This window comes from Campylobacter novaezeelandiae (genome assembly GCF_004323845.1).
In the GTDB taxonomy this organism is placed as follows: Bacteria; Campylobacterota; Campylobacteria; order Campylobacterales; family Campylobacteraceae; genus Campylobacter_D; species Campylobacter_D novaezeelandiae.
The window spans coordinates 36,940-59,482 of the sequence record NZ_QPGR01000009.1; the positions used below are offsets into that span (position 1 = coordinate 36,940).

Here is a 22,543-nt window from a genome sequence, read left to right on the forward strand (position 1 = left end):
GATGGATTTTACTTTTTATAAAAGCAAAAGATTAATATTTTTTGTTTGTTTTGATATTTTTTTATTTTTACTTTCTATTTTTTTAGCTTTTTCTTTAAGATTTAGTGGTGATATACCTGATGAGTTTTATAACTCAATGTTTAAATCAGGGCTTATACTTATTATTTTAAAAATTTTCTTTTTATTTGTTTTTAGGATTTATAAAGTTGCTTGGAGATTTTTTTCTTTAAATGAAGCAAGAAAAATTTTTATAGCCCTTATTTTATCTGAAATTATTTTTTTAATAATTTTTTCTTTTTATAGTGATTTTTTTAATCCTTTTCCAAGAAGTGTTATAGGGATAGATTTTGTTTTATCTTATATGTTTATAGGTACTTTAAGAATCAGTAAAAGGATGTTTGTTGATTTTAAATCAAATAATGCTTTTGAAGAAAATCCTTGCATAGTAATAGGAGCTACATCTAAAGCACTTCATTTGCTAAAAGGTGCAAAAGAAGGGCATTTAGGACTTTATCCTGTTGGAGTAATTGATGAAAGAAAAGAACTCATTGGAACTTATTGTGATAAATTTAAGGTTGAATCAAAAGATAAAATTAAAGATTATGTAGACAAAGGCACAAAGACAGCGATTATTGCATTAAAGCTTGAACAAGAAGATTTAAAAAAGCTTTTTGAAGAGCTTGTTGGTTATGGAATTTTAGATGTTAAAATTTTTTCTTTTACAAGAAATGAGGCAAGGGATATTAGTATAGAAGATTTACTTGCTAGAAAACCTAAGGATTTAGATAATAATGCGGTTATAGATTTTTTAAAGGATAAAGTTGTTTTGGTGAGTGGAGCTGGGGGAAGTATAGGTAGCGAACTTTGTAAACAATGTATAAAATTTGGCGCAAAACAGCTTATAATGATTGATCATAGTGAATTTAATCTTTATAAAATCAATGAAGATTTAAGTAATCATAAAGATAAAATTATTCCTATTTTGATGAGTATTTTAGAAGAAGATAATCTCAAAGGTGTTTTAAAACAATACAAACCAGAACTTATTTTGCATGCAGCAGCTTATAAACATGTACCACTTTGTGAGCAAAATCCTTATTCTGCAGTATTAAACAATATAATAGGAACTAAAATTTTAATTGATAGTGCAAAAGATAATGGAGTTAAAAAATTTGTTATGATTAGCACTGATAAGGCTGTAAGACCTACAAGTATTATGGGTTGTACTAAAAGAGTTTGCGAGCTTTATACCTTGGCTTTATCAAATAAAGACTTTGAAGTTGCTTGTGTTCGTTTTGGAAATGTTTTAGGTTCAAGTGGAAGTGTTATTCCTAAATTTAAGGAGCAAATTGCAAAGGGTGAGTCTTTAAGTCTTACTCATCCTGATATAGTGAGATATTTTATGCTTGTTGATGAGGCGGTGCAGCTTGTTCTTCAAGCGGGCGCTATAGCAAAAGGCGGAGAGCTTTTTGTTCTTGATATGGGTAAACCTGTAAAAATTATGGATTTAGCTAAAAAAATGCTTTTGCTTTCAAATCGTCCTGATTTAGAAATTAAAATTACTGGACTTAGAAAAGGAGAAAAACTTTTTGAAGAGCTTTTAATCGATGAAAATGATGCAAAAACAAAATATGAAAGTATTTTTGTGGTAAAAGATCAAAAAACTGATCTTGTTAAATTGAATTCTCAAATTGATAAGCTTAAGCAAAATAAAGATATAATTAAAACATTGCTTGAAATTGTTCCAGAATTTAAACATAACGCCGGAGGTAATTAATGTTTATTAAGGATATACAAAAATTTGAAGACAATCGCTATAAAGCAAGAGCATATATGACATATATCTTAACAAGAAATTTACCTAATAAACTCCCTAATATACATCTTGATAGTATAAAAATAGCCTTAGATAAAATTGAACATGATATTTCTATTTTTGATGCTTTATATATACTTGATACATCTGGAAGGCAAATTGGCAATACGATAGCTTTAAAAAAAGAATATGAAACAGGAGCTGGGGAAGATAGAAGTTCTAAAGCTTATTTTTATAGAGCCGTTAAATTTAAGCGCTGTATATTAAGTGACCCTTATCCTTCAAGCTTAAACAATGAATTATGTGTTACTGCTTCTATGCCAATTTATAATGATAAAAATGAACTATTATTTGTAGTATGTATAGATGTAAGTTTAATTAATATTTTAAAAGTAATAGAAGCTGGATATTTTGAAACAACTTTTAATTATTTTAGTCGTGTAATTTATTTTTGTTTTGCTGTGGTTTTATTTATCATTACATGTTTTTTGTTTCAAAAAGGATTTTTTAGTTTATTTCATGAGCAAGAAAAAGTTGGAATACAAATCATATTTCAAAGTACTATAGCTATTACTCTAGCCTTAGCTATTTTTGATTTAACAAAAACTATAATAGAAGAAGAAGTTCTAGGAAAAATGAAAAAAGAAGCTCATGGTATACAAAAAACAATGGTGAGGTTTTTAGGATCAATTATTATTGCTTTAGCTATTGAAGCTTTGATGCTAGTGTTTAAACTTGTATCAAGTGATTTATCTCAAATGATTTATGTGATATACCTTATAGCTGGCATTAATCTTCTTTTAATTGGACTTAGTGTATACTTATTTGCAGTAAAATATAAAAATAGTCATATTTATGATAATAATTAACAAAAAGATGTTATAATTATTTTTTGTTTCAGTAGAATAAATAGTAAAATTAGAAATTTGAAAGGACGAAATTGTGAAATTGTTGGTTGTTGATGACAGTTCTACTATGAGAAGGATTATTAAGAATACTCTAACAAGACTTGGGCATAATGATGTTCTTGAAGCTGAGCATGGGGTTGAAGCTTGGGATTTGCTAACTAAAAATGAAGATATAAAAGTTTTAATAACTGATTGGAATATGCCAGAAATGAATGGTTTAGAGTTAGTTAAAAAGGTGAGGGCTGAAAAAAAATATGAAGATATGCCTATTATTATGGTTACAACCGAGGGTGGAAAGGCTGAGGTTATTACAGCTTTAAAAGCAGGTGTTAATAATTACATTGTAAAACCATTTACCCCGCAAGTATTGAAAGAAAAACTTGAAGATGTTTTAGGAACTGGATCTGAGGTATCTGAATAAAAATTAAGCCTTTTTTAGGCAAAATAGTTTCAAAATGCAAAAATTTTACTATGAATTATTTTTTAAAGTTGAAAAGTCTTATGAAAAGATATTTATTGACTTTATATTTGATTTAGGGATTGACGCTTTAGAAGAAAAAAATGAAGGTTTTTTTATAAGGTCTGAAGATAGTTTAGAAAATTTGGATTTTGCTTTAGATGTTTTTATAGAAAAACTTTCTAACTTGGAAAATAAGAAAATTTTTTTTTATAAAATACTTGAAAAAAAAGAAAATAAAGATTGGATTGAAGAATACAAAAAAAGTATTCATCCTATTTTAATTGAAAATATTTATATTCATACTTCTTGGCAAGAACCAAAAGAAAATTGTTTAAATATCAAAATAAATCCAGCGCTTGCTTTTGGTTCTGGACATCATGAAAGCACTCATTCTTGTATAAAATTTTTACAAAAATACGCCAAAAAGAATATGCTAGCTTTAGATATAGGTTGTGGTAGCGGAATTTTAGCTATTATTCTAGCAAAATATTTATGTAAAGTTGATATTTGTGATACAGATATATTGGCTATTGAAAGTGCCAAAAAAAATGCTAAAATTAATAAAGTAAAATTTCAAAATATATGGTGTGGCTCTGTAGATCAAGCTAATAAAAAATATGATTTGGTAGTGGCCAATCTGATTGCTGATATCATCTTAGTTTTAGAAAGCGATATTAAAAAGTGTTTAAATGATAATGCTATACTTATATTATCTGGAATTTTAGACAAATATGAAAGCCGAATAAAGGATAAATTTCAAGATTTAAAATTAATTGACAAGATCCAATCAAACGAATGGATAAGTTTAGTTTATAAAAAGGAAATTCAATGAATAAACCAAATAATAAAAATAATACTCCAAAAAATAATAATTTTTTTAACAAAAATCCAATTTTTATTTTTGCAATTTTTGCAATTGTAATGATAGTTCTTTTTAAAGGATTTTTTGATGGAAATAATTCTTTTGGAGCTAATTTAAATGGAGGTGAGATAAGCAAAAATATTGCCTATTCTGAACTTAAAAAACTTATACAAAGCGGACAGATTAATCAAGTTAGTATAGGACAAACTACTATTAAAGCTATATCTTCAGCACATAATACTATCTATACAGCTAAAAAAGTTAATGATCCAGAGCTTGTAAATTTACTTGATCAAAAAAATATTGCTTATGGGGCTTATTCTGAAACTAATTGGTTTACTGATATTTTATTCTCATGGGTATTGCCAATTTTTATTTTTTTTGGTATTTGGATGTTTTTAGCAAGTCGTATGCAAAAAAATATGGGAAGCTCTATTTTGGGAATAGGAAGTTCAAAAAAGCTTGTAAATTCTGAAAAACCAAAAGTAAAATTTTCTGATGTAGCGGGAGTTGAAGAAGCAAAAGAAGAAGTAAAAGAGATTGTTGATTTTTTAAAATTTCCTGAACGTTATATTAAATTAGGAGCAAAAATTCCAAAAGGCCTTTTATTGGTTGGACCTCCAGGTACTGGAAAAACTTTATTGGCTAAAGCTGTTGCAGGCGAAGCTGATGTTCCATTTTTTAGTGTTTCTGGGTCAAGTTTTATAGAGATGTTTGTAGGTGTTGGAGCTAGTAGAGTAAGAGATTTATTTGAAAATGCTAAAAAAGAAGCCCCTGCTATTGTATTTATTGATGAAATTGATGCTATTGGTAAAAGTCGTGCGGCAAGTGGTATGATGGGGGGTAATGATGAAAGAGAGCAAACTTTAAATCAGCTTTTAGCTGAGATGGATGGTTTTGGAAGCGAAAGTTCTCCAGTAATTGTTTTAGCAGCTACAAATCGTCCAGAAGTTTTAGATCCAGCTCTTTTAAGACCAGGAAGGTTTGATAGGCAGGTATTAGTAGATAAGCCTGATTTTAAAGGTAGATGTGAAATTTTAAAAGTGCATATGAAAGATGTAAAAATTTCTCCTAGTGTAAAAGTTGAGGATATAGCAAGACTTACAGCAGGTTTAGCAGGAGCGGATTTAGCCAATATTATTAATGAAGCTGCCCTTCTAGCTGGAAGAGATTCTAAAAAATATGTCGAGCAAGATGATTTAGTTGAAGCTGTTGAAAGAGCTATAGCTGGACTTGAGAAAAAATCACGTCGTATTAATGATAAAGAGAAAAAAATCGTTACTTATCATGAATGTGGGCATGCTTTAATTGCAGAAACAACTAAAGGAGCTAAAAAAGTAAGCAAAGTTTCTGTAATTCCTAGAGGTTTAGCAGCTTTAGGATATACTTTAAATACTCCTGAGGAGAATAAATTTTTGATGCAAAAACACGAACTACTTGCAGAAGTTGATGTTCTTTTAGGTGGGCGTGCTGCTGAAGAAGTATTTATTGGCGAGATTTCAACAGGAGCAAGTAATGATCTTGAAAGAGCTACAGATATTATAAAAGCTATGATATCAATGTATGGTATGAGTGAAATTGCAGGACTTATGGTTCTTGAAAAACAAAGAAATACGTTTTTAAATGGTGGGCAAACAATTAAAGATTACTCTGAAAAAATGGCAGAGTCTTTGGATACTTATGTTAAAAAAACATTGGATGATAGATATGATGAAGTAAAGAAAACTTTAAATGATTATAAAGGTGCTATTGAAACTATGGTTGAAGCTTTATATGAAGAAGAAACTATTGAAGGTGCTAAAGTTAGAGAGATTATTAAAGAATATGAGATAAAAAATAATTTACCAACACGTTTGCAAGAAGATAAAGATTCTTCGCTTTCAAAAGAAGAGATAAATGAATAAGTACTTTTCAAGGGTTGGATATTTTGCTATAGGGATTAGTCTAAGCCTATTTGTAATCATCTGGATATTTTGGTCTTTTTCATTTTTAGTTTTTTTTATATTTTTATTTTTTTTATTTCTTTTTAGAGTTCCAAAAAGAACTTTGATCTGTGTGGATGAAAAGGCTATATTATCTCCTATTGATGGTAAAATTTTAAAAATACAAAATTTAAATCATCATTTATTGGGAGAGTGTATAGAAATAAATATTAAAAATTCTTTTTATCATCCTGGGACATTTTATGCTTGTTTTAAAATGAAAATTGATAAGATTAAAACAAAGCATGGGCTTTTTTTATGCAATAATTTAAAAGTTGCAAAAAATATGAATGAAAATATATCAATTTTTGCAAATACAGATAATAGAAATATTATTTATAAGATTTATGCAGGATCAATGGATAGAAAATTATATTTGTATGATATTTATTCAGATCTTAATGCAGGAGATGAAATAGGATTTTTTATTAATGGAAATATAAGCTTATTTTTACCAAAAGATAAAATTCGTATTCAAGTAGGACTTGGAGATAAAATAAAAGCAGGAGCTTTGATAGGTTATTTAGAGTAAATTTTTTAAAGGAGAAATTATGAATAATAAACCTCAGCTTATTTATGTGTTGCCCAATCTTTTTACAGCTATTTCGGCATTTTTAGGGATTATTTCAATAATTTCTTCTATACAAGGAAATTATCAAAAAGCTTTATTTTACATTATATTATCTTTAATTTGTGATGGATTAGATGGCCGTGTTGCAAGATTAACAAAAACTACTTCAAAATTTGGCGTTGAATTTGATTCTTTGGCGGATTTAGTTGCTTTTGGCGTCGCTCCAGCAATATTTTTTTATATGAGTATTGGAGTTGATTATGGAAAATTAGGATCTTTAATCACAGCTTTTTTTGTTGTGTTTGGTGCTATTCGTTTGGCAAGATTTAATGTAACAACTGGGACATATGAGCCTTCTGTATTTATAGGTTTACCTATACCCACTGCAGCTGTTGTAAGTGCAATTTATACTTATGCTTATATAAAATATGAATTTTTAGAATCTTATGGTTTTATTTTTTTAGTTTTGCAAGCAATTCTTGGATTTTTGATGGTGAGTAATATACGTTATCCAAGCTTTAAAAAGGTTGATTTTTCTCGTGCAAATTTTTTAAAAGTTTTGATTATTTTAATGATAATTTTTTCTTTTTTATATCTTTATCCATTAGAAGCTCTAGTTTTTTTGGTAAGCCTTTATGTTTTATATGGAATTACTAGAGCTTTGTATAATTTTATAATTATAATATTTAAGAAGATTTAATTATTATAAAATTTATCAATTTCTTGTAATTCTAAAGGATCAAAACCTGCTTGAATTCTTGCTTCAAAGTTAAGTTGTTTTCCGGCCAAAGAAAAGGTTTTAAATTCTTTACATAAAGATAAAAAATTCTCTTTTTTATCTTTAGAGAATTTCCACCAAAAATCTCCTTTGCTAACGTGTGTAATTTCATCTTTTAAGATAATATGTAAAATTTCTTCTAAAAAAGATTTAATTTCATTATCGCTTGTTTGTATTTTTTTTAAAACAAAAGGATTTGCATCGAGTCCTTTAGCTTCTAATCCTCTATGAACAACTCCCATTCTAGAGGCTAAAGAATCTTTGGTTAGTTTTAAAGCTAAATCTAGATTATCATGAACAAAGAAATCCCCATATTTGTATCCTAACTGTTCTAAAGCTTGATTTAAAAATTGAAAATGTTTTATTTCTTCATCTGCAACTTCTAGCCAATCTTGATAAAAATTTAAAGGAAGATTTTTAAAGCGGTAAGCGCTATCCAAAGCCAAATTAATAGCACTAAATTCAATGTGGGCAATTGAATGTATAATTTGAGCTAGAGATTTTATATTTTTAGTAAATTTAGGTCTTCTTATGCGTGTAGGATGTATAAATTTTACTTTTTCATAGTTACATTCTTTAAGAACGCTTATATTAGAGTGATCAAAAATGATTTTTTTGCTTTTAAAATCATCATAAAAATTATAAAAATCATTAATTTTTTGATTTAGATTTTGATTATATAAAATTTTTTCTAAAGTATTAAAAAATTCTTTTTTCATTTATGAACCTTGATTTAATTGTATATTTTACTATAAATATTTTTATATTGACTATATTTACATATATTATTTTATATGTATTTTCTTAATATTTAGGAGCTATGAAAAATTTGTTATTTTGTGTTGTTTAAATGATACAAATAATAATGAAAAATTTTTAGTATTAATTAAATTTTTAGGATAAAAATGAGATGAATAATGTTATTATAATTATATAGGTTTTTAATGAGGTTTAAATTTATATTATTTAAGAAAACTAATATAGTTAAATTTTAAAAAATATTAAATTTTTTACTTTATAATTTTAAAATTATTTAAGGCAAGTGAAGTGATGTTTAGAATTTTAATATCAATGGTATTTTTTGTGTTTAATCTCTATGCTTATGAGATTAAAGATTATGGTTTTAGTATAAAAAATGGAAATTATGGTTTAATTGAAAATGAAAAAGATAAATGCTTAATAAACAATATCTGTTCAATTAAATATATTAAATTAAAAAAAGAATTAGAAGTAGAAAATTTAACTTCGCAAGGCAAGGTTAAAGCATTAAATTCTTATAACAATAATTTATTTTTTATACCAGATTTAAATATTACTTTAGGCAGTTTTGAAAATCAGAAATTTAATAAAAATTTAGATTTTATAACTTTGGATCAAACTTTGGAAAAAATTTTACAAGATAAGGATAATTTTTTAAAAAAAGATCCTTTTAATATATACGGTAAAGATTTTAATAATACTTTAAAAATTACTTATATAGTTAAAGATATGATATTTTTTGATAATTTTGTAGATTATTCTTATAGTTCTGCAGCACATCCTTCTTTTTATGAAAGCGGTTTTGCGCTTAATCTTAAAGATAAAAAGATAAAAACATATGTTTTAAAAGATGTTGTTAGAAATAATAAAGCTTTTAGAAAACTGATTACAGAAAAGCTTAAAAACTACTTTGAAATTCATAAAAGATATGATTTGGCTAATTTGAATTTTTTTAATAATAAGTATAATTTTAATGTTCTTGAGCAAGATATATCATTTAAAGAAAATTCTCTTTATATCAATTTACGTCTTTTGTTGGCAGAAGTAGGTAGAAATTTGGATTTTTTTGAGATATCGTATAAAGATTTAAAACCTTTTTCAAAAGGGGATTTAATGAAAATTACTAATAATATTAAATAATTTTTTTGATCAAGTTTAAAGAATGTTTGTTGATCTAGAATCAGAATTTCACCTAATATTAGTTTCTGCTATTGCATTGCTCGCTGTGTTAAATCCTTTTGGAAATTTAACTCAGTTTATTGCTATGAGTGAAGGTTTGCCAACTGCTATACGTAAAAAGCTTTTTAGAAATATACTTTACACTGCTTGTTTGATTGTTCTTGTTTTTTTGTTTTCTGGATCTTATTTAATGGTTTATATTTTTAGAATTGATTTAGATCATTTAAGAATAGCTGGCGGTTTAATCCTTATGATCATGGCAGTTAGAAATTTACTTTTTTCTGCTTCAACAGTTGTTGAAGATTTCTCACATTATCAAGATTTAAGCGAAAAAGAGTTCTTAAGAAAAAGTCTTATTCCTATGGCGTTTCCTATGCTTGTTGGGCCTGGAACTTTAGCTGCTGTTATAGTTATTCGTGAAGACAGTGGGTTAGATGTAGCATTAGGTGCTACTGTTTTGGCTTTTATGTTTATGTTTTTTTTATTTCATTTTGCAGCAACGATAGAAAAAATTTTTGGAAAATTAATTTTACATGTATTTTCTAGGATAGTGCAAGTTTTTATAGTTGCTATGGGAATTAAAATGATTTTATTAGGATTAACTAATTTATATAAATTATAGAGATAGTAATTTATAAAATTATTTAAACATAAAAAATAATTTTGATAAAAATTTAACGGCAAACTTAATATTATAACATTATATAAGTTCTTTAAAATTTTTAAATCCACTATTTAGTTGGGTTTTTTTGCTTAATATTTTTAAGAATTGTTCCCTTGTGATATTTTTAGCCCCCATGAATTTTAAGTGTGAATTGTAAATTTGACAATCTATTAAAAAATCATAAGGTCTTAGCAACTCGCAGAGTTTAATCAAGGCTATTTTTGATACATTTTTTTCTATTCCAGCCATACTTTCGCCAAAAAATACCTTTCCTATTATAAGTCCATAAATTCCTCCTACTAAAATATCATCTTTATAAATTTCTAAAGAATGAGCATATCCTAGATTAAAAAGATTGGTGTATGTATATATAAAATCATCATTTATCCAACTTTGTTCTCTAGTATCTTTACAAAGTTTTATTAAATTTAAAAAATCAAAATCAAGCTTAATAGTATATTTTTTACAAAATTTTTTTATATTTTTTTGTATATGAATATCTTTGGGCAAAAGAATACACCTAGGATCTGGACACCACCAAGTCACTGGGTTACTAGTCCAAGGGAATAATCCAAAAGTATAAGCTTTAAGTATAAAATTCTCTTCTAGTGAAGAAGTTAAAAATACAGGAGCATCTTTTGGAGCTTTTAAAAGTTTAGTATATAAATTGAAGTTTTCCATTTTTATCAAGTTTAATCTTTATTTTCCCATTTTTGAGTTTTCCTTGAAGAATTTCATCGCTTATTTTTTCCCCAATTTCTTCAGATATAATGCGTTTTAATAATCGAACACCAAACTCTTTATTGTAGGCCTTTTTAGCTAAATAAACCCTAGCTTTCTCATCAATGTCTAAAGTAATATTTTGTAAATTTTTTGAAATTTCATTAATTTCTTTTTGAACAATTTTGTTTAAAATATCATCATTTAAATCATTAAAATGTAAAATTTTATCAATGCGATTGATAAATTCAGGAGCAAAAAAATCTTTAATAGCTCTATTGTTTTTTTCTTCTTTTTGACTTAAAAAGCCTAATTCATTGTAGTCTTTTAGACCAAGATTTGAGGTCATGATGATAATGGTATTTTGAAAATCGATTTTTATTCCGCTATTATCTGTTAAACTTGCATTATCAAATATTTGTAAAAAAGTATTACTAAGATCAGGATGAGCTTTTTCGATTTCATCAAATAAAATTACGCTAAAAGGATTTTTTCTAACCGCATTACTTAAAAGTCCACCATCTTCATAACCAACATATCCAGCAGGAGATCCTATAAATTTACTTAAAGCATGTTTTTCGGCATATTCACTCATATCAAATCTTTCTAAGTGAAGTCCTAAAAATTTGGCTAAATTTTTACAAAGTTCTGTTTTTCCTACTCCACTTGAACCTGTAAAAAGAAAAACGCCTCTAGGAGAGTTTTGATTTTTAAATCCTACATAACTTTGTTTAAGAGTTTTGCAAATACTATCAATAATTTCATCTTGTCCAAAAATAACTGATTTTAAATTAGAGGCTAGTTTAATTAAAGCACTATTTTGATCAAATTCAAAAATTTTATGAGACTTGGTCATTTTTTCTAGTGTTAATTCTAGGTCTTTTAAGGTTACATTCTTTTTTTGTTTTTTTTCGAGTGCAAATGAGGCACCTAATTCATCAATAAGATCAATAGCACAATCTGGTAAAAATTTGTCATTAAAAAATTTTTTACCCCATTTTATGCTTGATTTAAGTATTTCATCGCTAAATTTTACATTATGAAATTTCTCATATTTAGGTCTTAAACCCTGAAGAATAAGAAAACATTCGGCTTCATTTGGCTCATCAATATCAATTTTAGCAAAACGACGACTTAAAGCTTTATTTTTATCAAAGGTGTTTTTGTATTCTATAAATGTTGTAGCCCCGATGCATTTTAAGCTTCCATTGCTAAGAGCAGGTTTTAAGAGATTGGAAAAGTCAGTATAAGAATCATTACTAGCTCCTGCACCAACAATAGTATGAATTTCATCTATAAATAAAATAGCATTAGGTATGGAACTGAGTTCATTTAAAATATCTTTAATTCTTTTTTCAAAATCTCCTCTATATTTTGTTCCAGATAAAAGATTGGCCAAATCTAGACTGTAAATTTTTGCATCAAGGAGTTGTTTTGGGACTTTTTTTTCATAAATTGCTAAGGCTAGTCCTTCTATAATGGCTGTTTTTCCGACACCAGCTTCTCCTACTAAAATAGGATTATTTTTTTTTCTTCTACAAAGAATCTGCATAATTCTTTGTAATTCGAATTTTCTACCAATTAAAGGATCTATTTTTCCTTCTTGTGCTAAGATTGTTAAATCACTTGCAAAGGTATTAAGATTTTCTGATTTATTGGAATTTCTAATTTGTTGAATTTTATCAAGATTTAAACCATATTTTTGAAGTAAGAAATTAGAATAAGATCTATCATCTTGTAAAAGTTGATTTAAAAAGTCAATAATTGTGATTTCTTGTAAAGGATTTTCTTTTTTGGCCTTAGATAAAATTTCTTCCAATACTAAAGAAAATTCAGGCACAACTTCTTTGCTTAAAATTTGATTTTTTTGACTAATATAATTTTTAAGTTCGTTTTCTAAAAGCGTAAAATTGTCATTATCGTCTAGCTCTTTAAATATTTCTTTAAAATTTTCGCTTAATTTTAAAAGAACAAATAATACGTGTTCGCAAGTAACAAATTCATGGTGGTTTATACTGCTTAGTTGTTTGGCATTTTCTAAAAATTTCTTTAATTCTTCTTGATATTTCATTCTTCTTCTACTCTTGTTTTTAATGGAAAATTAGCCATTAAGGCAGCATTTGAAACTTGCTTTTGTTTAGAAAGGGCTATTTCTTGAGTATAAATCCCACATACTCCAGAACCATTGCAGTGAACTTCAAGCATAATATTATTAGCCACTTCAAAACTATGATGAAAAATATTCATTAAAATTTCTATAACAAAATCCATTGTAGTAATATCATCATTTAAAAGTAAAACTTTAAACATTTTTGGTTCTTTTAGTTTTGTGTGTTCTAAAATTTGTGTCTTTGGCATTATTTTTTTCCATAAATTAAATTTAAGTCTTGTTGCATTAAGCTTGTAGGAACTTTTCCTAAATAAAAATAAGTTTTTTTACCTTCATTCCAATAATCAGTCAATTCTTGATAAATTCCATTTTTTAAAACAACTTTAAAAGGAAGTTGTTCCATGCTTTGATAGTTTATATCTTTTAAAATTTGCGCAATAATTCTACTATTTTCATTAGAGTTGCTCAAAAAATAATAAGCCCCATAATCATCAGCAAATTTTTTAACTTCAGCATCACTTACATCTTCAAAATGTGTTAAACCTATAATAAAAAATTGCTTGGTATTATTTTTCCATAAAGTGCTTAGTTCAAGAGCTTCTTCTTTGCAAGGAGCACAAAATGTTCCAAAAAAGTCAAACATTAGTACTTTATTTTCATCTCCTTCTACAATAAAACCTTTTTGAGTTCTTATTAGTGTTTTACTTCCACCATTTACACTATTTAAAACAATTTTATCGCCTTGATTGTATTCTTTAAATAAAAAATCATTTTGAATTTTTTCTTCATTGTTAGAACAGGCGCTAATAAAATAACCTAGTAATAATAAAATCAATAAAGCATATTTATTTTTCATTCTCTATCCTTTATAATTTTTTATAGCAATTTTTGCTTCCAAATCAGCTTGTTTTTTCTTTAAGCTTTCACGTTTATCGTGTAAATTTTTTCCTTTAGCTAATGCTAATGTCGCCTTAACTTTATTTTTAACATTAAAGTATAGATCCAAAATCACTAAAGTATAGCCTTCCACGCTTACTTTTCCTAAAAGTTTATCTATTTGTTTTCTATGCATTAGAAGTTTTCTTGGAGCCCTTTCTTCATGTTTATAATGAGAATGTGTTGTATTAAGATGAGAAATATGAGCATTGAGTAAATAAAGCTCTCCTTTGATAATGCGAACAAAAGAATCTTTTAAATTGGTTCTAGCTTGTCTTAATGCTACAACTTCGCTTCCTTTTAGAACAATTCCTGCCTCAAAGGTTTCTAAAATGGCATAATCAAATAGAGCTTTTTTATTTCTTGCAATATTTTTTTTCATTTTTCAACCTTAAAAACACTACTACCGCTACCACTTAAAAAAAAACCATTAATTAAATATTCTTCCATTTTAGGATATAAAATTACACAAGGAGTAAATAAATCATTAAGTTTGAGATTATCAAAATTTTCTAAGAGTTCTTTAGTGCTTAATTTCTCATAGTTGTTAGCTTCTTTAAAATTTTTTGAAAAATTAAAAGAAGTTTTATCAAATTGTCCATAAACTTCTTTTGTATGACAATGAATTTCTGGAAAAGTAAATTTTAAATTTGGAATATCATCGTGAAATTCTTCTATGATCTCTCCACAACCACTGACATTGGCACTTTTGCATCCACTTAAGAAAAAGGCTATATCACTGCCTAATTGCAAACTTAAATTTATAAGCTTTTCTTTAGGAATTTTTAAATTCAATTTTTCATTCATCATTAGTAAGAAACTTGCTGCATCTGAGCTTCCTCCTCCAAGTCCTGCACAAGTTGGTATATTTTTGATAAGTTTAAGGCTTTGATTTTTAAAAAATTCTTCTAATTCATTTTTATATCCATAATCACAAAGTAGATTATAGGCTTTTTTGATTATATTATTTTCGCATACAAAGTCACTAATAAGCTCAAATCCTTCTTGTGTTTTTTGATTTATAATCAAAAGTTCATCAAAAAGATCTTCGATTAAAATAAAACGAGATTTTAAAAGATGATAAGATCTTTTATCAAAACCAATGAGTTTTAGAAAAATATTTGCTTTAGCATAAGCTTTCATTTTTTTAATTTCTTACTAAGATCATCAAGTTTAATTTCTTTTTGAACGACTGAATGTAAATTTTCATCTTTAATTTGTGTAATTAGTTCTTTTCTAAGTATCATTAAAGATTTTGGTGCTTCTATACCTATTTTTGCATAACCCTTTCCTGTTTGAACAATTTTAATTTCTATATCTTCACCAATTCTTATACTTTCATTTTCTTTTCGTGATAATATTAACATTTTGCAACCTTATTTAAAATGTAATGAACTTTATTATTTTCTATGTTAATAATTGAAAAAAAATTTTTTTCTTCAAGATAGTAAGTGCCATTTTCCTGATATGTTAATTCTTGAATATCAATTTTTAATCCATTTTGTAATTTACTACTATCTTTAAGGAAATTTTTTTTTAAATTTAGATATTGTAGCACATTTAAACTTTTTTCATTGTTATAAATAAACTCACCCTCTTTAATACGCTCAAGAGAGCTTAGTGTTGCATTTATCCCTAATTTTTTAGCAAAAATTTCACAATAAGATCTAATGTAAGCTCCTTCGCTAACTGAAAGTTCTATACTCAAAAAAGGGTGGATATAATGTAGAATTTTGCATTCATAAATATGCATTTTACATGGTTTAAGTTCTACTTCTTGTCCTTTTTTAGCAAATTCATAAGCTCTTTTGCCTTGAATTCTTTTTGCACTAAATTTAGGAGGTATAAATTCAATTTCTCCTAAAAGCTTATTTTTGATTTCTTCTAAAAAGGCTAAATTATAGGGGTTAATTGTTGTTACTTGAGTGATATTTTTATCATCTAAACTTAAAGATTTAACCCCAAGCCAAAGGGTGGCTTTATAAGTTTTTGGAGTTTTTTTTAGAAAACGAAAAAGTTTACTAAATTGATTAAAAGCTATAATTAAAACTCCCTTGGCAAAAGGATCTAGTGTTCCTGAGTAACCCGCTTTTTTTACTTTGTATTTTTTTTTAATGGTATTTAAAAAAGCGTTTGAGCTTATTCCATTTGGTTTGTAACCGACAAAAAGTTTATTCATATTACTTTTTCCACAAAGGAAGATAAAATATTACGTGTGATACCGCCAAAATTAATGCTGAGTTTTTGTTCATTTTTACTTGTTTGAACATCAATTATCCTTCCTATACCAAAAATTTTATGTTTGATTAAATCCCCTTTTTTAAATCCTACTTCTTTTTTTTGCAAAATATGCTCTTTTTTTGAAGATTTTATATTTAAGCAACTTTCTTCAAGAAATTGACTTTTTTTAAAGGGCATTCTTATACCCTTATGAAATCTTGAATGTGTAAAACTAAGATAGAGATATTTCTTAGCTCTTGTGATAGCAACATAGGCTAAGCGTCTTTCTTCTTCAATATCACTTGTATCATTAAGCAGTGGAAAAATGCCTTGTTCCAACCCCATAATAAAAACATGATCAAATTCAAGTCCCTTACTTGAGTGAATGCTCATAATATTAATACTTTTTTCACTTAAATCATCTTGATCGCTTAAGAGTGCGATTTCATTTAAAATATCATCTAAATTTTCATAATATCCTTCTTTAATTTTATCCTTAAGACTTGCATAAAATTCATCAATATTAGAAATTTTATCTTCAGAATCTGCTTGATTTTGATAAAAATCTTTTAATTTGATTTTTTCTTCTAGTTGATATATAAGTTCTTTTAAATTGTTACATTCTTTTAAGGTTTTTATGTGTTCTAAAAAAAGATGAATTTCTTTTTGAGTTTTTTTTGGAAAAAAATCACTTTGATCAAGATTATTAAGAGCTTCAAATAATGAAATTTTTTCTTTTTGTGCATAATCTTCTAATTTTTTTAAGCTTGTAGAACCAAAATTTCTTCTAGGTCTATTTATAATGCGTTTTAGAGAATAATCATCATTAAGATTAGTTAAAAGTCTAAGATAAGAAATGATATCTTTAATCTCTGCTCTTTCATAGAATTTAATCCCACTTAAAAGTTTAAAAGGAATTTTTTCTTTATTCAGTGCTTCTTCTAGGGCACGAGAGAGAGCATTAATACGAAATAAAACAGCAATTTCGCTAGCATCAACTCCTTGTTGAAGTAATGTTTTTACATGTTTTGCTATTTTAAGACTTTCTTCTTTTTCATCTTGTGCCTCATCAATCTTAATTTGCTCTCCTTGATCTTTGGTGCAAATAAGTTCTTTACCTAATCTTTTATCATTGTTTTTTATAAGTTTATTAGCGGCATTTAAGATATTTCCTACTGATCTATAATTTTGTTCAAGTTTAACAAGTTTTACATTTTTAAATTGGCTTTGAAAGTTTAAAATATTTTCGATTTTTGCACCACGCCATCCATAAATACTTTGATCATCATCGCCTACAACGCAAATATTTTCATGCACCAAACAAAGATTTTTTAGAATTTGATATTGTAAAGCATTGGTATCTTGGTATTCATCTACTGTGATATAGCGATAAAGCTCACTTTGTTCTTTGGCAAAATTATGATCGCTTTCTAAAATTTCATTGCTTAACATTAACAAATCATCAAAATCTACAAAATTATTTTTTAAAAGATAATTTTGATAATTTTTATAGCAAAGAGCTAATTTTTCAAATTTTTTAAATTTTTCTTCGTCGTTTTTATAAAGGTTTAAATCATTAAAAACCATTTCTACATTTTTAGAATGGTTTTTTAAATATGAAATGTAATTAGAAATATTTGAAGCATTTAATTCTTCATCTATAAGTTCTTTGATAATTTTTTTTCTATCTTCAGTATCAATAATAATAAAATTATTTTTACGTCCCAATTTTTCTATATGCATTCTTAAAAATAAAAGACCAAATTTATGAAAAGTGCATAATAAAGGATTTTGGTTATTGGAATTTTTCATCAAATTTAAAGCCCTAATTTTCATAATATTGGCCGCTTTATTTGTAAAGGTTAGAGTTAAAGTATTTTGTGCAGGAATTCCAACTTCGTCGATTAAATAAGCAAGTCTTGTTGTAATAGTTTTTGTTTTTCCACTTCCTGCTCCTGCTAAAATAAGCATAGGACCATCTATGTGCCTTATAGCTTTTTCTTGGCTTTGATTTATATCTTTAAAAATCATTTTTTAAAGATATCTTTATTTTTAGGATTATTTAAAAATAAATCTATTGATTTTTTGGCAAGATTTTCATCTTTTCTTTTATAAAAACTAAAATTAATAAAGATAACATTATTTTCAATTTGAATTTGAGTAATGGCGCCTAAATCAACCCTAACAAAAGTAGCAAAATCATCTGTTCCAAATCCTGCATGAAAATGAATATACTCTTTGTCTAATTTAATAGAAGTAAAAGTATATCCTGCTAATGCAAAAAGCGTATAAGGATTTTCACTCAGATCTAAATGCTTAGGAAGTTCTGGATTAAATTGAGTGTATTTTGTATTGCAAACTATGGAAAATTCTATATTTTTTTTAATTAAAGTTTGAATTATTTCATAACAATGTTGCTGCATTAATTCTACAAATTCATTATCTTGTAAAAGTTTTTCTATCATAATTTTTCCTTAAAGATAAAGACTATTTAAAGTTAACAAAATCATTAATTAATTTTTCAATTTCTTTAATACCTATTTCCCAAAAATTCTTACTTTCTATATCAAATCCAAATGAAGCTATAAGATCCTTAGGACTAATACTACCACCTGAGCTTAACATGCTAAGATATAGTTCTTTAAAATTTGGACATTTATTACTTTTATAAAGCCCATAAAGAGCTAAAACTAGAAGTTGTGCATAAGCATATGCATAACAATAAAATGGTGAGTGTATAAAATGTGGAATATAAGACCACCAACAAGCATAGTTTTTGGTTAAAATAACACTATCTCCAAACATTTTTTGAGATTCTTCAAGCCAAATTCTATCGATCTTATCTTTGCTTAATTCATCTTTTTCTTTATAAATGCGTCTTTCAAAACAAGTAAAATTAATTTGTCTATAAAAAGTAGCAAAAATATCTTCAATTTTAGCAGCATAAAGGGTTAATAATTCTTCTTTATTGAGTTTATCTTTTATATAATCAAAAACAAGCATTTCTGCAAAAACAGAAGCCATTTCAGAGGTTGTTAAAGGTGTATTTTGGTTTAAAAAACTTACCTTGTAAGAAAGTTTTTGATGTATAGTATGGCCTAGCTCGTGTGCAAGTGTAAAAAGATCTCGTCTTTGATCGGTATAATTTAGCAAAATAAAAGGGTGAGAATCAGGTGTTGCTGGATGAGAAAAAGCTCCGCTTTGTTTTTTATTTTTTGGATATACATCAAGCCAACCTTTATCAAAAGCTTCTTGCGCTATATCTTTAAATTCCTTAGAAAAGGCTCCAAAAGCATTTAAAACTATTTTTTTAGCTTCTTTAAAATCAAAGTGAGCTTCTTTTCCAATAGGCGCATATCTGTCATAATCTTTTAATTTATTAAAACCTAAAATTTGTTTTTTTCTTTTATAAAATTTAGAAACAAGATGGAAATTTTTTTGAGCACTAAGAATTAAAGCATCAACACTTTTTTGTGAAATTTGATTGCTTATATGTCTTGGGAGTTCATAATTTTCATAACCTCTTAGATTACAAATTATTTGTCTTTGGGTTTTTATCATATTAAAGATAAAGGTTAAAAGCGAAGAGTTTTTTTCTAGGCTTTTGGTAAATTTTTTAGCAGCTTTTTTGCGAATTTTTCTATCATGATGATAAAGTTTGCTTAAAATTTCTTCTTCACTTAGTTTTTTCCCTTCAAAAGGTATTTTTAAAGCACTCATACTTTCATCAAAGAGTCTTGCAAAAGCATTTGCACCTGTATTTGAAAGTTGCAATAAAATTCTTTCTTCTTTTTTTGATAAGTTATATTGCTTGTTTTTGATTAAATTGCTAAGATAAAAGCTATAATCTTTGCAAAAATCGATAAATTCTTGTGTCTTTTCTTGTTTTAAATCGCAAAATTCTAGTTCAAAAAAAAGTATATTCTCTTCAATTTTTTTGCATTCTTCTTCATATTTTGCGTAAAAAGAACCCTTTGTTGTGTCTTTTGCAAAAGTTAAATAAGCAAAAGTTAGAATTTTTTGCAATGCTAGATTAAGATTTTCGTATTCTTTTAAAGAATTTAAAAATTCTTTAGGATTTAATTTATAAAGATTGTTTTCATATTTTAATCTAAATTCAGAAGATTTTTTTAGGTGTTTTTGCATAAATTCATTAAGATTATTTTCATTTGTAAATAATGCGGTTAAATCCCATTCTAGCATTTATTTCTCCTTAGTTTTCTAAAATAAATTTTTTTAAAACAGCCATACGAATAGCCACTCCGTGTTCAACTTGCTTTAAAACTAAATTTCTTGGATCGTTCATTACTTCATCACTAATATCAATATTTCTATTTACAGGACCAGGATGCAGTAAAATTACTTTTTTATCATTGATTAGGCTTGAATTAATGCAAAAGTCATTAGCATAATCTTTTAATGAAGCATAAACTATTTTTTCATGCCTTTCAACCTGAGTTCTTAAGCTCATTATAATATCAGCTTTTTCTATAGCTTTTTTTATATCATAAGTATAGTTTAAATTAGAATTTGGCATAAAATGAGGTGGTGCTACTAGGGTGATTTCAAGTCCAAATCGTGTTAAAAGATCAATATTTGAGTTTGCAACCCGAGAACTTTTAATATCTCCTATAATAGTGATTTTTTTCCCTTTTATTTCGCCTTTAAAGTGCTCATAAATTGTAAATAAATCAAGTAAAGCTTGAGTTGGATGAGCATGTTTTCCATCTCCTGCATTAATTAAAGGACAGTGAATATGGTGTGATAAAATTTGAGGAGCCCCTGAGTGTGAGTGCCTAATTATTATTGCATTAGGACTCATGGCATCTAAATTAGCAGCTGTATCATAAAGGGTTTCTCCTTTGCTAGAACTACTTCTTGCAACATCTAATCGTAAAACTCTAGCACCCAATCTTCTTGCAGCACTTTCAAAACTTGAAAGTGTTCTTGTAGAATTTTCGAAAAATATAGTTGTAATGCTTTTGCCTTCTAAAAGCGTTCTTGGTTTCTTATCTAAAAAATCTTTTGCATCTTTAAAAATATCCAAAACTTCCTGATTACTTAAATTTTTTGTGCTAATAAGATGCCTCATTTTTTTCCTTTTTATAAAAATTGTTTGATTCTAACAAAACTAAACTTAATCTTGCCAATATTTTAACTATAAATTTATTTAATAAGACTATAATGCAAAGTTTAATTATTTTTGAAAGGACTTTTATGTATCTATTCACTTCAGAAGTCGTAAGCCCTGGTCATCCTGACAAGTGTGCTGATATAATCGCTGATACAATAGTGGATATACTCTTGAAAAATGACAAAAATTCAAGGGTGGCGAGTGAGGTTTTTGTCGCAGGAAATAAGGTTGTGATTGGAGGAGAGGTTAAATCAAATCACAAGCTAAGCAAACATGATTATGACAATTTAGTAAAAGATGTTTTAAAAAACATAGGTTATAACGGAGCGGGACATTTTAGCAAAGAACAGTGTTTGCATCCTGATGAAGTTGATGTTATGGTATTTTTAAACGAGCAAAGCCCAGATATTAATCAGGGTGTTGACCAAGAAGATGGTGAAACTGGAGCAGGAGATCAAGGCATTATGTTTGGTTTTGCAAGTTGTGAAGCCGATGAGTTTATGCCAGCGGCAATTTCTTATGCAAGAATGCTTTGTGATAAAGTTTATATTTATGCAAAAGATCATCCACATGAGCTTGGTGTGGATATTAAAACTCAAGTAACGATTGATTATGGAACAAAAGAGAATTTTGAAAATTGCAAACCACAAAGTATTCATACTATAGTAGTTTCTGCACCTTGTATTGAAAGTATGAAAATAGAAGATTTAAGAACTTTAATAATGAAGCTTATTTTAGATACAAATTTGCCAAAAGAGCTTTTTGATCCTGAAAAAACAAGAATTTTAATCAATCCAACAGGAAAATATGTTAATCACAGTTCTTTACATGATAGTGGTTTAACTGGGAGAAAGCTCATTGTTGATAGTTTTGGTGGATATGCTCCTATTGGAGGTGGAGCGCAATCTTCTAAAGATTACACTAAAGTTGATAGGAGCGGTCTTTATGCTGCAAGATGGCTTGCTAAAAATATAGTTGCAGCAAAGCTTGCTAAAAAATGTATAGTTCAACTCAGTTATGCTATAGGCGTTGCTAAGCCAATTTCAGTGAGTGTTGATTGTATGGGAACAAATACCAAGATAAGTGATGAGGTATTGAGTGATTTTGTGATGAAAAATTTTGCTTTAACTCCAAATTGGATAAGAGATAAATTTCACCTTGATAAACCAAGCAAAGAAACCTTTTTGTATGCTGATGTAGCTGCACGTGGACAAGTAGGACAAAAAGATTATCCTTGGGAGCAACTTGATGCTTTAGAGCAATTTAAATCTTTGCTTTAATTTTTTATCCAAAATATGATTTGTAGAGAAATATTATCGGTTTTGGATTTATTTTTTTATGATTGAATTTTTTACCCTTCTCATTTAAACTTAATTTAATGGGGGGGGGTAAAATTAGTTTTTTAAATTTAGAAAAAATATAATTTTAATAATTTTTGAGGAGT

At 27.0% G+C, this 22,543-nt stretch carries 23 protein-coding genes; 10 read left to right on the forward strand and 13 right to left on the reverse strand.

The window, feature by feature from the left end:
- The first annotated feature begins 1 nt into the window (after window position 1).
- The 7 genes from DU473_RS05535 (at window position 2) to pssA (ending at window position 7,299) form a co-directional block, all read left to right on the forward strand.
- Window positions 2–1,777 (forward strand): nucleoside-diphosphate sugar epimerase/dehydratase, encoded by a 1,776-nt coding sequence (locus DU473_RS05535; RefSeq protein ID WP_131164117.1) that lies wholly within the window; start codon window positions 2–4, stop codon window positions 1,775–1,777.
- On the forward strand, window positions 1,777–2,685 hold the full coding sequence (locus DU473_RS05540; RefSeq protein ID WP_131164116.1) for a PDC sensor domain-containing protein: 909 nt from the start codon (window positions 1,777–1,779) through the stop codon (window positions 2,683–2,685). Before DU473_RS05535 ends, DU473_RS05540 begins: the two co-directional genes overlap by 1 nt.
- 73 nt (window positions 2,686–2,758) lie before the next feature.
- A complete protein-coding gene (locus DU473_RS05545) occupies window positions 2,759–3,145 on the forward strand; it encodes a chemotaxis response regulator CheY (RefSeq protein WP_131164115.1) in 387 nt (128 codons plus the stop codon).
- Between the two features lie 34 nt (window positions 3,146–3,179).
- Window positions 3,180–4,016, forward strand: a complete 837-nt coding sequence (locus DU473_RS05550; RefSeq protein WP_131164114.1) for a 50S ribosomal protein L11 methyltransferase — start codon at window positions 3,180–3,182, stop codon at window positions 4,014–4,016.
- Window positions 4,013–5,950 carry an ATP-dependent zinc metalloprotease FtsH gene (gene ftsH, locus DU473_RS05555; RefSeq protein ID WP_131164113.1) on the forward strand — a complete coding sequence of 646 codons (1,938 nt, stop codon included), beginning with the start codon at window positions 4,013–4,015 and terminating at the stop codon, window positions 5,948–5,950. The genes DU473_RS05550 and ftsH overlap by 4 nt, the downstream gene beginning before the upstream one ends.
- Window positions 5,943–6,560 (forward strand): phosphatidylserine decarboxylase, encoded by a 618-nt coding sequence (locus DU473_RS05560; RefSeq protein ID WP_131164112.1) that lies wholly within the window; start codon window positions 5,943–5,945, stop codon window positions 6,558–6,560. The genes ftsH and DU473_RS05560 overlap by 8 nt, the downstream gene beginning before the upstream one ends.
- A 19-nt stretch (window positions 6,561–6,579) precedes the next feature.
- Complete coding sequence (gene pssA, locus DU473_RS05565) at window positions 6,580–7,299, forward strand: CDP-diacylglycerol--serine O-phosphatidyltransferase (RefSeq protein WP_131164111.1); 720 nt, start codon at window positions 6,580–6,582, stop codon at window positions 7,297–7,299.
- Here the strand turns inward: pssA and DU473_RS05570 are convergent.
- The gene (locus tag DU473_RS05570; RefSeq protein ID WP_131186679.1) at window positions 7,296–8,096 is read right to left on the reverse strand and encodes a ferritin-like domain-containing protein; all 801 of its coding nucleotides are present in this window, start codon (window positions 8,094–8,096) and stop codon (window positions 7,296–7,298) included. The genes pssA and DU473_RS05570 overlap by 4 nt on opposite strands.
- A 331-nt stretch (window positions 8,097–8,427) precedes the next feature.
- Between DU473_RS05570 and DU473_RS05575 the strand changes: the two genes are divergently transcribed.
- Together DU473_RS05575 and DU473_RS05580 are read left to right on the forward strand one after the other, a co-directional pair.
- Window positions 8,428–9,276 carry a hypothetical protein gene (locus DU473_RS05575; protein WP_131165675.1) on the forward strand — a complete coding sequence of 283 codons (849 nt, stop codon included), beginning with the start codon at window positions 8,428–8,430 and terminating at the stop codon, window positions 9,274–9,276.
- A 22-nt stretch (window positions 9,277–9,298) separates the two neighbouring features.
- Window positions 9,299–9,937, forward strand: a complete 639-nt coding sequence (locus tag DU473_RS05580; protein WP_131165674.1) for a MarC family protein — start codon at window positions 9,299–9,301, stop codon at window positions 9,935–9,937.
- Window positions 9,938–10,015: 78 nt separating this feature from the next.
- Here DU473_RS05580 and aat read toward each other — a convergent pair whose 3' ends face one another.
- From aat to DU473_RS05640, 12 genes are read right to left on the reverse strand one after another with little or no spacing between them, the layout of a single operon-like run.
- On the reverse strand, window positions 10,016–10,660 hold the full coding sequence (gene aat / locus DU473_RS05585; RefSeq protein ID WP_131165673.1) for a leucyl/phenylalanyl-tRNA--protein transferase: 645 nt from the start codon (window positions 10,658–10,660) through the stop codon (window positions 10,016–10,018).
- Window positions 10,635–12,770, reverse strand: a complete 2,136-nt coding sequence (locus tag DU473_RS05590) for an AAA family ATPase (RefSeq protein WP_131165672.1) — start codon at window positions 12,768–12,770, stop codon at window positions 10,635–10,637. Before DU473_RS05590 ends, aat begins: the two co-directional genes overlap by 26 nt.
- Entirely contained in the window at window positions 12,767–13,057 is a 291-nt protein-coding gene (locus DU473_RS05595) for an ATP-dependent Clp protease adaptor ClpS (protein WP_131165671.1), read from the reverse strand. Before DU473_RS05595 ends, DU473_RS05590 begins: the two co-directional genes overlap by 4 nt.
- The gene (locus DU473_RS05600; RefSeq protein WP_131164104.1) at window positions 13,057–13,665 is read right to left on the reverse strand and encodes a thioredoxin domain-containing protein; all 609 of its coding nucleotides are present in this window, start codon (window positions 13,663–13,665) and stop codon (window positions 13,057–13,059) included. Before DU473_RS05600 ends, DU473_RS05595 begins: the two co-directional genes overlap by 1 nt.
- 3 nt (window positions 13,666–13,668) lie before the next feature.
- Window positions 13,669–14,127 (reverse strand): SsrA-binding protein SmpB, encoded by a 459-nt coding sequence (smpB, locus tag DU473_RS05605; RefSeq protein WP_131165670.1) that lies wholly within the window; start codon window positions 14,125–14,127, stop codon window positions 13,669–13,671.
- Complete coding sequence (locus DU473_RS05610; protein WP_131165669.1) at window positions 14,124–14,888, reverse strand: 4-(cytidine 5'-diphospho)-2-C-methyl-D-erythritol kinase; 765 nt, start codon at window positions 14,886–14,888, stop codon at window positions 14,124–14,126. Before DU473_RS05610 ends, smpB begins: the two co-directional genes overlap by 4 nt.
- A complete protein-coding gene (gene csrA / locus DU473_RS05615; RefSeq protein WP_131164101.1) occupies window positions 14,885–15,112 on the reverse strand; it encodes a carbon storage regulator CsrA in 228 nt (75 codons plus the stop codon). The genes DU473_RS05610 and csrA overlap by 4 nt, the downstream gene beginning before the upstream one ends.
- Window positions 15,106–15,924: a tRNA pseudouridine(55) synthase TruB gene (gene truB, locus DU473_RS05620; RefSeq protein WP_131165668.1), complete on the reverse strand. Its 819-nt coding sequence runs from the start codon at window positions 15,922–15,924 to the stop codon at window positions 15,106–15,108. The genes csrA and truB overlap by 7 nt, the downstream gene beginning before the upstream one ends.
- A complete protein-coding gene (locus tag DU473_RS05625) occupies window positions 15,921–17,996 on the reverse strand; it encodes an ATP-dependent helicase (RefSeq protein WP_131165667.1) in 2,076 nt (691 codons plus the stop codon). Before DU473_RS05625 ends, truB begins: the two co-directional genes overlap by 4 nt.
- On the reverse strand, window positions 17,993–18,430 hold the full coding sequence (locus DU473_RS05630) for a hypothetical protein (RefSeq protein WP_131164098.1): 438 nt from the start codon (window positions 18,428–18,430) through the stop codon (window positions 17,993–17,995). The genes DU473_RS05625 and DU473_RS05630 overlap by 4 nt, the downstream gene beginning before the upstream one ends.
- A 22-nt stretch (window positions 18,431–18,452) precedes the next feature.
- A complete protein-coding gene (locus tag DU473_RS05635; RefSeq protein WP_131165666.1) occupies window positions 18,453–20,168 on the reverse strand; it encodes a M3 family oligoendopeptidase in 1,716 nt (571 codons plus the stop codon).
- 10 nt (window positions 20,169–20,178) lie between these two features.
- Entirely contained in the window at window positions 20,179–21,057 is an 879-nt protein-coding gene (locus DU473_RS05640) for an aspartate carbamoyltransferase catalytic subunit (RefSeq protein WP_131186680.1), read from the reverse strand.
- A 125-nt stretch (window positions 21,058–21,182) separates the two neighbouring features.
- Between DU473_RS05640 and metK the strand changes: the two genes are divergently transcribed.
- Window positions 21,183–22,379, forward strand: coding sequence for a methionine adenosyltransferase (gene metK / locus DU473_RS05645; protein WP_131186681.1), 1,197 nt, complete (start codon window positions 21,183–21,185; stop codon window positions 22,377–22,379).
- Window positions 22,380–22,543 lie beyond the last annotated feature (164 nt).